This is a genomic window from Citrobacter sp. T1.2D-1 (assembly GCF_950098555.1).
GTDB classification, from domain to species: Bacteria; Pseudomonadota; Gammaproteobacteria; order Enterobacterales; family Enterobacteriaceae; genus Citrobacter_A; species Citrobacter_A telavivensis.
The window spans coordinates 1-12,458 of sequence record NZ_CATNHH010000034.1 but is presented as its reverse complement, the minus strand read 5'-3'; the positions used below and the strand labels follow the sequence as shown (position 1 = coordinate 12,458).

13 protein-coding genes are annotated in these 12,458 nt (G+C 55.6%); 8 read left to right on the top strand and 5 right to left on the bottom strand.

All coding sequences use genetic code 11. The features are described from left to right. Window positions 1–138 precede the first annotated feature (138 nt). Window positions 139–717 carry a TetR family transcriptional regulator gene (locus QQZ17_RS18230; protein WP_152404638.1) on the bottom strand — a complete coding sequence of 193 codons (579 nt, stop codon included), beginning with the start codon at window positions 715–717 and terminating at the stop codon, window positions 139–141. A 66-nt stretch (window positions 718–783) separates the two neighbouring features. Beyond that, a complete protein-coding gene (locus QQZ17_RS18225) occupies window positions 784–1,581 on the bottom strand; it encodes an IclR family transcriptional regulator domain-containing protein (protein ID WP_152404639.1) in 798 nt (265 codons plus the stop codon). A 212-nt stretch (window positions 1,582–1,793) separates the two neighbouring features. Between QQZ17_RS18225 and QQZ17_RS18220 the strand changes: the two genes are divergently transcribed. The 8 genes from QQZ17_RS18220 (at window position 1,794) to QQZ17_RS18185 (ending at window position 9,700) form a co-directional block, all read left to right on the top strand. Then, entirely contained in the window at window positions 1,794–2,966 is a 1,173-nt protein-coding gene (locus QQZ17_RS18220) for a muconate cycloisomerase family protein (protein ID WP_187697502.1), read from the top strand. Between the two features lie 12 nt (window positions 2,967–2,978). Next, window positions 2,979–3,269: a muconolactone Delta-isomerase gene (catC, locus tag QQZ17_RS18215; RefSeq protein WP_152404642.1), complete on the top strand. Its 291-nt coding sequence runs from the start codon at window positions 2,979–2,981 to the stop codon at window positions 3,267–3,269. Window positions 3,270–3,334: 65 nt separating this feature from the next. After that, on the top strand, window positions 3,335–4,261 hold the full coding sequence (gene catA / locus QQZ17_RS18210) for a catechol 1,2-dioxygenase (protein ID WP_152404643.1): 927 nt from the start codon (window positions 3,335–3,337) through the stop codon (window positions 4,259–4,261). A gap of 64 nt (window positions 4,262–4,325) precedes the next feature. Then, window positions 4,326–5,714, top strand: coding sequence for a Rieske 2Fe-2S domain-containing protein (locus QQZ17_RS18205; protein WP_152404644.1), 1,389 nt, complete (start codon window positions 4,326–4,328; stop codon window positions 5,712–5,714). Further along, complete coding sequence (gene benB, locus QQZ17_RS18200; RefSeq protein ID WP_152404645.1) at window positions 5,708–6,193, top strand: benzoate 1,2-dioxygenase small subunit; 486 nt, start codon at window positions 5,708–5,710, stop codon at window positions 6,191–6,193. The genes QQZ17_RS18205 and benB overlap by 7 nt, the downstream gene beginning before the upstream one ends. A 9-nt stretch (window positions 6,194–6,202) precedes the next feature. Next, window positions 6,203–7,219, top strand: coding sequence for a benzoate 1,2-dioxygenase electron transfer component BenC (gene benC, locus QQZ17_RS18195; RefSeq protein WP_152404647.1), 1,017 nt, complete (start codon window positions 6,203–6,205; stop codon window positions 7,217–7,219). A 9-nt stretch (window positions 7,220–7,228) separates the two neighbouring features. Beyond that, window positions 7,229–8,002: a benzoate diol dehydrogenase BenD gene (gene benD / locus QQZ17_RS18190; RefSeq protein WP_152404649.1), complete on the top strand. Its 774-nt coding sequence runs from the start codon at window positions 7,229–7,231 to the stop codon at window positions 8,000–8,002. Between the two features lie 210 nt (window positions 8,003–8,212). Further along, a complete protein-coding gene (locus QQZ17_RS18185; protein WP_152404651.1) occupies window positions 8,213–9,700 on the top strand; it encodes an MFS transporter in 1,488 nt (495 codons plus the stop codon). Window position 9,701: 1 nt separating this feature from the next. On the opposite strand, the gene QQZ17_RS18180 is transcribed toward QQZ17_RS18185, so the two are convergent. The 3 genes from QQZ17_RS18180 to QQZ17_RS18170 form a co-directional block, all read right to left on the bottom strand. Then, window positions 9,702–10,142, bottom strand: a complete 441-nt coding sequence (locus tag QQZ17_RS18180; RefSeq protein ID WP_152404653.1) for a GFA family protein — start codon at window positions 10,140–10,142, stop codon at window positions 9,702–9,704. An 88-nt stretch (window positions 10,143–10,230) separates the two neighbouring features. Next, entirely contained in the window at window positions 10,231–11,298 is a 1,068-nt protein-coding gene (ompC, locus tag QQZ17_RS18175) for a porin OmpC (protein WP_152404656.1), read from the bottom strand. A gap of 24 nt (window positions 11,299–11,322) precedes the next feature. Continuing rightward, entirely contained in the window at window positions 11,323–12,354 is a 1,032-nt protein-coding gene (locus QQZ17_RS18170; RefSeq protein WP_046092923.1) for an IS630-like element ISEc33 family transposase, read from the bottom strand. Between the last annotated feature and the right edge of the window lie 104 nt (window positions 12,355–12,458).

The following is a 12,458-nucleotide window of genomic DNA, read 5'->3' as shown; positions in this document are numbered from 1 at the left end:
GCTTTTATGAATGTTGAGGAAAGGATAGATAAAAATGCGCAACCACGCGGAGTGAAGGGGGAATAACAGGTTGCTTAAGTGTTACCAAATGTAAATAAAAAGTATAAATGGCTAACATTCATTCGTTCAGGCATTCGTTCAGGAAAAAAGCTCCAGCGCAATCATGCGATCCAGATGGCGATCAAACGCCGGATCGTCCATCTCCTGAATGCCGAGAACGTACATGCCATCCAGACCGCACACCAGCGCTATCAAGCGCCAGGCGATGTCTGCGGGGGCGGAGGCGGTGGTGAACTCTCCGGCGGCGAGTCCGCTTTCGATAATGGCGACCGTTTCCTCATGCCACATGCGCATGGTGAGAAGGTAGGCGCTTTTGATTTCCGGATCTTTGTCCGCAAGGATCTGCGCTTCGCGCCAGAGCTTAATATAGGGCTCGAATCCGCGGTCATCACTGCCCAGCGTGGCGTGCAGACGCATGCGCCAGGTGGCATCTTCCGCGACGAGTTCCGCATCCAGCAGGGCGCGAATAAGACGGACAAAGGCCTGCGATTTAAGTTCTCCGGCGGAGGTGAAATGGTGGTGGACTTGACCGGTCGCCACTTTCGCTTCTGTGGCGATTCGCCGGACGGTCATGGCGGAAAAACCGTCTTCGAGCGCCACGCGCATGGCCGCCTGTAATATTACTTCGCGACGCTCATCTTTATTCAGATAGCTCATACCACCTCCATTCTTGCTGGAGAGGCAGTGTATCAACAAGCTGGACAGACGTTCAATTGTTACACGCTACAGCTGAAGTGAGAGCTCCATCGCGGAACGACGCAAAGGAGCCAGCGCTTTCTCTTTTAACGCGGCAGCGCTCATGGATGACGCTGGCACCCCGACGTTGAGGGCAGCAACCACGGTGCCATTGCGGGAAAGCAGCGGAACGGCAAGGGAACAGAGTCCAACTTCAATCTGCCTGTCGGCCAGCGCATAGCCCTGAATACGCACGCGGGCGATCTCTTCCCGCAGCGCTGCCAGGTCACAAATCGTGTGTGGGGTATAGCGGAGTAACTGCGCGCGTGACAATGTCACTTCAAGCAGCTCTTCGGGAAGCGCACTGAGCAACACGCGTCCCATAGAGGTGGCCCACGCGGGCAGTCGACTGCCACGTCCGATGTCGACGCTGAGCAGGTTGTTAACCGCCGCACGGGCAATGTACAGCACATTGTCACCGTCGAGCGTGGCGGCAGAACAGGATTCACCGAGTGATTTTCCCAGATTATCCAGTGCGGCCTGCGCCACTTTTGCCAGCGGCGTCCCCGCAAGATACGCGTGTCCCACGGCCAGCACGCGCGGCAGCAGTTCATAGCTACGCCCGTCTGGACTGTGCACCATTCCCAGCGCCGCCAGAGTATAGAGACAGCGACGCACCGCCGCGCGGGAAATCTGCGTTTTCTGGCTGAGTTGTGAAATCGTCAGACGCTGACGTTGAGGGGTAAACGCATTCAGGACTTCCAGACCCCGTGCCAGAGACAGCATAAAGTTAGGGTCTGATTTAGCCGATGGGCTGCCTATAACTAACTGATTTTTATCGCTCATTGAGTCCTTCTCCTGTGCAATTCAAATCCTTAACCGCATCAACTATACCGTGCAGGCGAACGTGAGTCGGGGAATATCCGTATTTTCCCACCGGGATCACATTATTAACCTCAATGTAACAATCATGCCGATAATCGCACAACATTTCGATAATCGCCGTTGACCACCTTCGTGGCGCGCACCTATTGTCAAAAGCACCGTCACCGTGGGTTATCACCGGTGGCACAAAAAGTGATGATATTCATGCTCAGGAAGAAACAATGACTGCGACCGTTGAACGTATTGAAAGCTGGCTGGTTGATGTCCCGACGATTCGGCCTCACAAACTCTCCATGACCACGATGGGTTGCCAGACGCTGGTGATTGTGCGGATCACGCGTTCAGACGGCATTAGCGGCATTGGCGAAGCCACTACGATTGGCGGACTGAGCTATGGGGTGGAAAGCCCGGAGGCGATTCAATCCGCGATTACGCACTATTTCACACCGCTGCTGAAAGGCCAGCCAGCCGGGAATCTGAATGCGTTGACGTCACGCATTAACCGGGCGATCAAAGGCAATACGTTTGCCAAATCGGCCATTGAAACCGCGCTGCTGGATGCCCAGGGAAAGGCGCTGGGGCTGCCGGTTTCCGCACTGTTGGGCGGCGCGCAGAATACCGTGTTGCCGGTCCTGTGGACCCTCGCCAGCGGCAATACGGATAACGACATTGCCGAGGGGCAGCGACTGCTGGATGCCGGGCGGCATCAGGCGTTTAAGCTGAAGATCGGTGCCCGGGAGCTGGAGACCGATCTGCGCCACACCCGCGCCATTGTGGAAGCGCTGGGGGACCGTGCCAGCATCCGCGTTGACGTCAACCAGGCGTGGGATGCCACGTCGGCGGCGAGAGGATGTCGGGAACTGGCGGCCATGGGCGTCGACCTGATTGAACAACCGGTGAGTGCCCAGGACAGTGATGCGCTGGTTCGCCTGAGTCAACGCATTGAAACGGCTATTCTGGCGGATGAATCCGTTGCCAGCCATTTCGACGGTTACCGTCTGGCACTGCAGGGGTTCAGCGGCGCGTATGCCCTGAAAATCGCCAAAGCCGGCGGACCGGAAAGCGTGCTGAAACTGGCGCACGTTGCGCAGGCGGCGGGTATCGGCCTGTACGGCGGCACGATGCTCGAAGGCACCGTGGGCACCGTGGCGTCGCTGCATGCCTGGTCAACCCTGCCGTTGCAGTGGGGCACCGAGATGTTCGGCCCGCTGCTGCTAAAAGACGACATCGTCAGCCTTCCGCTCTCCTTCGCCGACGGTTGCGTGGTGCTGCCGCAAACGCCAGGGCTTGGCGTCGAGCTCGATGAGGAAAAACTGCAGTTTTATGCCCGTAAGCCTCGGGAATAACAGGAGAACCTAATGTTATTTAAAGTGGATATGACCGTAAATATTCCTTACGGAATGCTGGCTAATGAAATCGACGAGATTAAATCACGGGAAAAAGCTTATTCCCAACAGTTACAACGAGACGGCAAATGGCGACATCTCTGGCGCGTTGCCGGTTTGTACGCCAATGTCAGTATATTTGATGTCAACGATGCCGAAGAATTACATCAGATATTAATGGCGCTGCCGCTCTATCCCTTCATGGATATTCGGATAGAAGCGCTGTGCCGCCATCCGTCGTCTATACACAGTAACGACCAATAATAGCCGTACCGCATGCCGGAATTATCCGGCATAAACCCTACAGACAATAATAAGTGAGAAGCACTATGAGCCACTCTTTTATCCAACAAGATGACGTACAGAAATTATTGCGTGAAGGTGCCGGTTTAAATGGACCGGAAGGTAATGAGCGCTTTAAATCGATTATTCACCGCCTGCTCGGCGATATTTGTACGCTTATCGACGACTATAATGTCACGCAGGAAGAATTCTGGCATGCGGTGAATTATCTGCATGAACTGGGCGGTCGTCAGGAAGCGGCACTGCTCGCCGCTGGCCTGGGTCTTGAACATTTCCTCGATCTGCGCCAGGAAGCCATTGAATCCCGTCTGTCATCAGAGACGGGCACCCCGCGCACTATCGAAGGTCCGCTGTACGTCGCCAACGCGCCGCTGGCCGATGGCTACGCCCGGATGGATGACGGCAAAGATGCTGGCGACGTGATGTGGCTGCATGGTCAGGTCACAGACGTGCATGGACAACCGGTGGCCGGGGCCATTGTTGATATCTGGCACGCCAACACGCTGGGCAACTACTCATTCTTCGATCAGAGCCAGAGCGACTACAACCTGCGTCGTCGCATTCGTACCGACGCCGAAGGGCGCTACAGCGTGCGCAGTATCCTGCCTTCGGGTTACGGTTGCCCGCCGGACGGCCCGACGCAAAAATTGCTCGATCAACTGGGTCGTCACGGCAACCGTCCGGCGCACATCCACTTCTTTGTCTCCGCGCCGGGCTTTAAGCACCTGACCAGCCAGATCAACCTGAACGGTGACCAGTACCTGTGGGATGATTTTGCTTTCGCCACCCGTGATGGCCTGATTGCCGACCCGGTGAAGGTCAACGACCCTGCGTTGATTCAGCAGCGCGACCTGGACGGTGAACATACCGAAGTCTGTTTCGACTTTACGCTGTGCGCGGCGCAGCGTGCTGAGGAAGAGCAGCGTATTACCCGACTGCGCGCGCAGGAATAATTCACGACGCCTGTCTGACTCGTACCGTTTTATAAATCCTGAATGATGCAGGAGGAATACACTCATGCAAAAAACGCTCTCGGCATTAAAAGATAAAATCACGCAGGCCCTGATTGTGGATCGTGATAAGCATATTTATCGTTGCCATCGTTCGATATTTACCGATGAGCAGTTATTTAATCTGGAACTAAAACATATATTCGAAGGGAACTGGGTATTTCTGGCGCATGAAAGCCAGATCCCGGAACCCGGCGATTATTTTACCCTGACCCTGGGTCGACAACCGGTTATTATCACCCGCGATAAAAAGAACGAACTGCACGCGTTAATTAATAGCTGTGCGCATCGCGGCGCCATGTTATGCCGACGCAAAACGGGGAATAAAAATTCCTTTACCTGTCCGTTTCACGGTTGGACCTTCAGTAATAACGGCAAATTGCTGAAGGCGAAAGATGAAAGTACCGGCGGTTACCCGGAAACGTTTAAACATGAAGGTTCACACGATCTGAAATCGCTGCCGCGTTTTGCTTCCTATCGCGGATTTCTGTTCGGTAGCCTGAGTGAGGATGTACTGCCGCTGGAAACGTACCTCGGCGAGACCTGTAAAATTATCGATCTAATGGTCGACCAGGCTCCCGAAGGGCTGGAGGTTCTGAAAGGTTCGTCCAGCTACGTCTACGAAGGCAACTGGAAACTGGGGGCGGAAAACGGGGCCGACGGTTATCACGTCAGCGTAGTGCACTGGAACTACGCCTCCACCATGTCGCGGCGGAACTACGAGGCGGAAGGGACGCGCGCGGTAGATGCCAACGGCTGGTCAAAGAGCCTCGGCGGCGGCTACGGGTTTGAACACGGCCATATGCTGCTGTGGACGCGGGCGATGAACCCTGAAGTTCGTCCGGTTTACGACCATCGTGAACGCCTGCAGGCGGAGTTTGGTGAAAATCGCGCCGACCAGATGGTAAATGAGACACGGAATTTGTGCCTCTATCCCAATGTATACCTGATGGATCAATTCTCAACGCAGATCCGCGTGATTCGCCCCATTGCCGTCGACAAAACCGAAGTGACGATCTGGTGTTTTGCGCCCAAAGGTGAATCTGACCCGGCGCGGGCGCTGCGCATCCGCCAGTATGAGGATTTCTTTAACGTCAGCGGGATGGGAACGCCCGACGACCTGGAAGAGTTCAGCGCCTGTCAGCGCGGCTATCTGGGCGAAAATCTGGCATGGAGCGATCTCAGTCGTGGTGCGCTGCACTGGGTGGACGGACCCGATGAGCATGCGCAGCATGTCGGATTTACGCCACTGCTGAGCGGCATCAAATCTGAAGATGAGGCGCTCTACATCGCTCACCACCACCACTGGCAGAACGTGATGCTCGCGGCGGTGGAAAAGGAACATCAGCAGTATGAGCGGTCAATTACACAGCGCGTGGAGGTAGGCGGATGTTAACGCTTGAACAGGTTCGCCAGTTTCTCTATTACGAAGCGCGGCTGCTTGACGACCGGCAGTGGGATGCGTGGCTCCATTGCTATAGCCCAAAAGTGGTCTTCTGGATGCCTGCCTGGGGCGATGATGATAAAACCACCCGCGACCCGCAGCGGGAGATCTCGCTTATCTATTATCCCAGCCGGGACGGGCTGGAAGACCGGGTGTACCGCATCAAAACCGAACGTTCCGGTGCCAGTACCCCGGAGCCGCGCACCACGCATATGATCGGCAATATCGAACTGTTGGGCGAAAAAGAGGGCGGCGTTGAGGTGCGCTACAACTGGGTCACCTACAGCCACCGCTATCAGCACACCGATGCCTACTTCGGCACCACGCACTGCACGTTAGTTGAAGAGGGCGATCAGCCGCTCATCACGCGTAAAACGGTACGGCTCAATAACGACTATATCCGTCAGGTGATTGACGTTTATCATATTTAAGAGGTGCTTATGAGCTTTACAATTGCCCTCAACTTTGAGGACGGCATCACCCGCTTTATTCAGTGTAACGCTGGTGAAAAGGTGCTGGATGCTGCTTACCGGCAGAAGGTAAACCTGCCGATGGATTGCTCCGACGGCGTCTGCGGCACCTGCAAATGCCACTGCGCCAGCGGCGATTATTCGCTGGGAGAGGACTTTCTGGAAGAGGCGCTGAGCGATGACGACGCGACCGCACGACAGGTGCTGACCTGCCAGATGATCCCTTCCAGCGACTGCGTGATTGACGTGCCGGTCGCCGCCGCACAATGCAAAACCAGTATCACGACCACCGATGCAGACGTGCTGGCGATCAATTCGCTCTCTGAGACGGCGATTGAACTGGTCGTGCGTCCGCACGTCGCGCTGCATTTTCTGTCCGGACAGTACATCAACATTCAGGTGCCGGGCACGGCGCAGCAGCGCGCCTATTCGTTCAGTTCACTACCGGGCAGCGACGAAGGGCGATTTTTGATCCGCAATGTGCACGGAGGGTTGATGAGCCAGTGGTTGACCCAGCGCGGACAACCCGGCGATACCGTCACACTCAGCGGTCCGATGGGCAGCTTTTATCTGCGTCACGGCGAGCGTCCGGTGTTGATGCTTGCCGGCGGCACGGGACTGGCGCCGATGCTGTCCATGCTGGAAACGCTTGCCGCGCAGCAGAGCTCGCGGCAGGTCACGCTGCTATATGGCGTGACCTACGACGTCGACCTGGTCAAAACCGACGCGCTGGACGCCTTCCAGCACAAACTGGCTGGCTTCCGCTGGTTGCCTGTGGTCGCCGACGCGCAAAGCGGTTGCCCACAGCGCGGGTTTGTCACCGATCATCTCAGTGAGGCGCTGTTGAATCAGGGCGATGTGGATATTTATCTCTGCGGTCCGCCGCCGATGGTCAACGCCATCACCACGGCGTTACGCGAACGGGGCATTACGCCAACTGGTTTCTGGTATGAAAAATTTATCGCCAGCCAAAGTGCCGCGGCATAAGGAGCCTTAATGCGATTTAACGATAAAGTCGTGGCCATTACCGGCGCGGCGCAGGGCATTGGTCGCCAGACGGCTATTCAGGCGGCACAGGAAGGGGCGCGATTGTTGCTCATCGATCGTTCCCGTCACGTCCATGAACTGGCGGCAACCCTGGCGTCCGGCGGATGTCAGGTGCTGGCGCTGGAGGCGGATCTGGAACAATGGGAAAGCACCGAGCAGGTTTTTGCCGCGGGCGTCGCGCATTTTGGTCAACTGGACGTGCTGGTCAATAACGTCGGGGGAACCATCTGGGCCCGACCGTTTGCCGAATATCAGCCGGATCAGATTGAAAAAGAGATCCGCCGTTCGCTGTTCCCGACCCTGTGGGGCTGTCGCGCAGCGCTGCCCTGGATGCTGAAACAGGGGCGCGGCAGCATTGTGAATATCTCTTCCGTCGCCACGGGCGGGGTGAATCGCGTGCCTTACTCCGCAGCGAAGGGCGGCGTCAACGCGCTAACGCGATCGATTGCGATGGAGTACAGCGGAAGCGGCATTCGCATCAATGCCGTCGCCCCCGGAGGGACCGATGCCCCGGCGCGTCTTGTACCGCGTAATGAAGAAACGCCCTCTGCCCAGGAACAGGCGTGGTATCAGCAGGTGATTGATCAGACCGTCGACAGCAGTCTGATGCACCGCTATGGAACGCTGGCGGAGCAGGCGAATGCGATTCTGTTTCTCGCCAGCGACGACGCCAGTTATATCACCGGCATCACCTTACCGGTTGCCGGCGGCGATCTCGGCTGATGTTGTTTTGCCAGTAGGCCGGCCATCGTGTTCGGCTTACTGTCTTATCCCGCGGTTCTGCCATTCTTCACCGACGTCAAAATCATTCACTCATTCAATACTCTCATTATTTGGTAATCACGGCGCTGAACAAAAAGTTGGACATACGTTCAATTTTCCGTAGGATCGACAAAGCTGGACGTGTGTCCAGCTTGTTTCGTAGGGAGTTTTATGTTTCGTCAGTGGTTAACGTTAGTGATTATTGTGCTGGTCTACATTCCTGTTGCGATTGATGCAACGGTGCTGCACGTTGCCGCACCCACTCTGAGCATGACGCTGGGTGCCAGTGGCAACGAACTGTTGTGGATCATTGATATTTACTCGCTGGTGATGGCAGGGATGGTACTGCCGATGGGCGCACTCGGCGATCGTATCGGCTTTAAACGCCTGCTGATCCTCGGCGGGGCGCTGTTCGGTCTTGCGTCACTGGCCGCCGCCTTTGCACATACTGCCAGTTGGCTTATTGCCACCCGTGCCATTTTGGCGATAGGCGCAGCGATGATCGTGCCAGCGACGCTGGCCGGGATCCGCGCCACCTTTTCGCAAGCGCACCACCGCAACATGGCGCTTGGCGTCTGGGCGGCAGTGGGATCGGGCGGGGCGGCATTCGGCCCACTGGTTGGCGGTATGCTGCTTGAGCACTTTTACTGGGGCTCCGTGTTCTTAATCAATGTGCCGATTGTACTGGTCGTTGTAGCACTTACCGCGCGCTATGTTCCGCGTCAGGCCGGACGCCGCGATCAGTCGTTGAATCTGGGACACGCCATTATGCTGATTGTCGCGATTCTGCTGCTGGTCTACAGCGCGAAGACGGCGCTTAAAGGGCATATCGCCACCGGCGTTATTGCGCTGGCGCTGGTGAGCGGCGCACTGCTGCTGGCGCAGTTTGTCCGCATTCAACTGGCGGCGAGTCGTCCCATGATTGATATGCGCCTGTTCACCCATCGTATCATTTTGAGCGGCGTGGTGATGGCAATGACGGCGATGATTACGCTGGTCGGTTTTGAGCTGCTAATGGCGCAGGAACTGCAGTTTGTTCATGGCTTAACGCCGTATCAGGCGGGATTATTTATGCTGCCGGTGATGCTCGCCAGTGGATTCAGCGGCCCGATTGCCGGGATGCTGGTGTCTCGGCTGGGGCTGCGGAAAGTCGCGACCGGCGGGATGGCGCTGAGCGCCCTGAGTTTCTATGGTCTGGCGGCAACGGACTTCAGTAGCCAGCAACTTCAGGCCTGGGTGTTAATGGCATTGCTCGGATTCAGCGCGGCCAGCGCCCTGTTGGCCTCAACGGCGGCGATCATGGCGGCGGCGCCGGCAGAAAAAGCGGCTGCGGCCGGGGCTATCGAAACGATGGCCTATGAACTGGGCGCGGGGCTGGGGATTGCTATCTTTGGTCTGTTGCTCAGTCGCAGTTTCTCTGCGTCAATTGCGCTGCCTGACGGTCTGAACGCCGGGGAAATCGCACGCGCCTCGTCCTCAATGGGTGAAGCGGTACAACTGGCGCAGACGCTTCCTTCGGCAATGGCGGATACGGTTCTGCTGGCCGCGAAGCAGGCTTTTACCTGGTCGCATAGCGTGGCATTAAGCAGTGCCGGAAGCATGTTGATTCTGTTGGCGGTGGGCATGTGGTTCAGTCTGGCGAAGGCCGCACGCGAATAACTCAGTGGGTGAACTGACAGCGGTTATCCAGTTCTTCAACTTCCTTTCCGCTCAGGCGGGCGTACTGACCCGTGAGTCGCCAGAACGCGGGTTGCGTCTCGGTATAAATCTCGGCGGCAAGGATCAGACGGCGACGGTCGACCTCGTTAAATTCGAGCAACGTCCAGGGAATGAAATAGCGCTCGGTGTCGGTTAACTTGATCCACAGTGGGCAACCACAGCCGGAACAAAAATACCGTTCGCCGCGCGAAGACGATGCAAAGTAAGCGGGCCCGGGCGCATCGGGATCCATCACCGGTTGTCCACAGGCTTCCAGATACATAGCGATACCGCCAGACCATTTCTGGCATATCGTACAGTGGCAGGCATAGACGTCGAGGGATTCGACATCGACGGTGAAATGACTCTGCCCGCAGAGGCAACGTCCTGTATAGGTTTGCACGGCATTCTCCTTATGGCCGGTTTAACATCGGGGGGAAAAAAAGCCAGCCCATCGTGGGCTGGCTTTTTGTACAGCTCAATTCTAAAAATTAGAACTGATAGGTCAGGCCAACGGCAACGATGTCGTCAGTTGAGATACCCGCTGCACGGGTAAAGTTGTTGTCATCCAGCAGGTTGATTTTGTAATCAACATAGGTAGACATGTTTTTGTTGAAGTAGTAGGTTGCGCCAACATCAACATATTCAACCAGATCCTGATCGCCGTAACCGCCCATGTCTTTAGCTTTGGATTTCAGGTAAGCCAGGGACGGACGCAGACCGAAGTCGAACTGGTACTGTGCAACCACTTCGAAGTTCTGCGCTTTGTTAGCAATACCGTTTACATCACCGAAAGTGGTCATGTTACGGGTTTCAGCATAGGTGGTTGCCAGGTAGATGTTGTTCGCATCATATTTCAGACCAGCAGCCCATACTTCAGCGTTTTTACCCGCTGCATAGAATACGTTGTCGCCACCGCGAGTCTGGGAATCGGTACGGTCAGATTTCGCGTACGCAGCAGTAGCAGCAAAGCCTTCATATTCGTAGCTGGTGGACAGACCGAAACCGTCGCCGTTTTGCTCAACGAGTTTAGAACGACCATTGTTGGTTTCGCCAGAAGCGCCATTTTTGCCCTGATACTGCAGCGCGAAGTTCCAGCCTTCAACCAGACCGAAGAAGTCAGTGTTACGGTAGGTTGCAACGCCAGTAGTACGGGCAGTCATGAACACGTCAGTCTGGGTCCAGGTGTCACCACCGAACTCAGGCAGAACGTCGGTCCATGCGCCAACATCGTAAGCCACACCGTAGTTACGGCCATAATCGAAAGAACCAAATTCAGCAAATTTCAGACCAGCAAACGCCAGACGGGTTTTGTTGCCTTTGTTGCCAGTTGATTCAGCATTGTTGCCTTTGAATTCATATTCCCACTGACCGAAACCGGTCAGCTGATCGTTAATCTGCGTTTCGCCTTTGAAACCCAGACGAGCATAAGTTTTGTCGCCATCATCGCCGTCATTGTCGGAGAAGTAGTGCAGAGCGGTAACTTTACCGTACAGATCCAGTTTGTTGCCGTCTTTGTTGTACACTTCTGCCGCATTCACGACGCCTGCTGCCAACAGGCTAAATAGCTGTGCCTAATACCGCTACACTTTTGCCTGACCATGTTTTCCTCCGGGGAATGGGCTGGCGGTTTCCATAAAATGGCGGACCTTTTTCAGTAACTGCCACATTGAGCGGCACTGATGATTACGGGTTATCGTGTCATGAAGTGCCTGCCATAGCCGTTCCACATGATTCACCCACGGCGAGTAAACCGGCTGGTAAATTACCCTGAACTTGGGATTTGCTTTCAACCAGCGCTGTGTTTCGCGGCTTTTATGGATAATGTAGTTATCAACGATCAGCGTGATTGTTTTCGCCCGCCGGTAAGTGGCTTTCAGGTGCTTCAGCAGAGCGATAAACAGCGCTGAACTTTTGCTGTTGCCGCCCACGTAGCTGACTTTACCCGTGCCACTGTGCAGTGCGCCGGCCAGATAGTATTTTTCGTTCTGCCCCGGCGTCACTACCCGTTTCTGCTGTCCGCGCAACTGCCAGTCCGCACCGATTTTAGGATTAAGGTGGATATCCACTTCATCTTCATAAAATACCGGATGCTCTGCGCTGCATTCATCCAGCGCTTTGTGGATTACCGCCATCTTTTCATCTTTATGTGGGTCACGGATACGCAGAGTTGGCGCGGCCCTGCGCCATACAAGCCCCGCAGATGGCAACCAGCGGCGAACGGTTCCTGCATGTAACTGGCAACCGGTTATCTCATTGATTTTTATTGCCAGTAATTCGGTGCTCCAGCGTGAACGTTGATAACCAAAATCGCCGGGAGAATGCTTTATCAGCTCACGTAACAGGGTGCAGATATGTTCAAAAGGCCAGCGTCGGGAGCGCCCTGCGGGTAAGGATTTCAGGCCTTCAATACCTGAGTGCGTAAACCAGTTAATCCAGCGACCAACGGATGAACGGGCACAACAGAGAGTTCTGGCAACATCGCTGACCCGTTCACCCCGATGAAGCATCAGCATGGCCGTGAGTCTGCGGGCATGATTTTTATCGCGCGTTTTATGAATAGCTTTCTGCATCAGGCGTCGTTCGCCACGGGGTATTGGTGCTATGATCGGCATCGCTCAGTCCGGTTGGTGGTTTTGGTTGGTTTGGCGATTGATCAGATCGCACAATCCGGGCTGAGTTCCCTTTCAGTGATCTACTATTCCGCGCAGCTATTTAG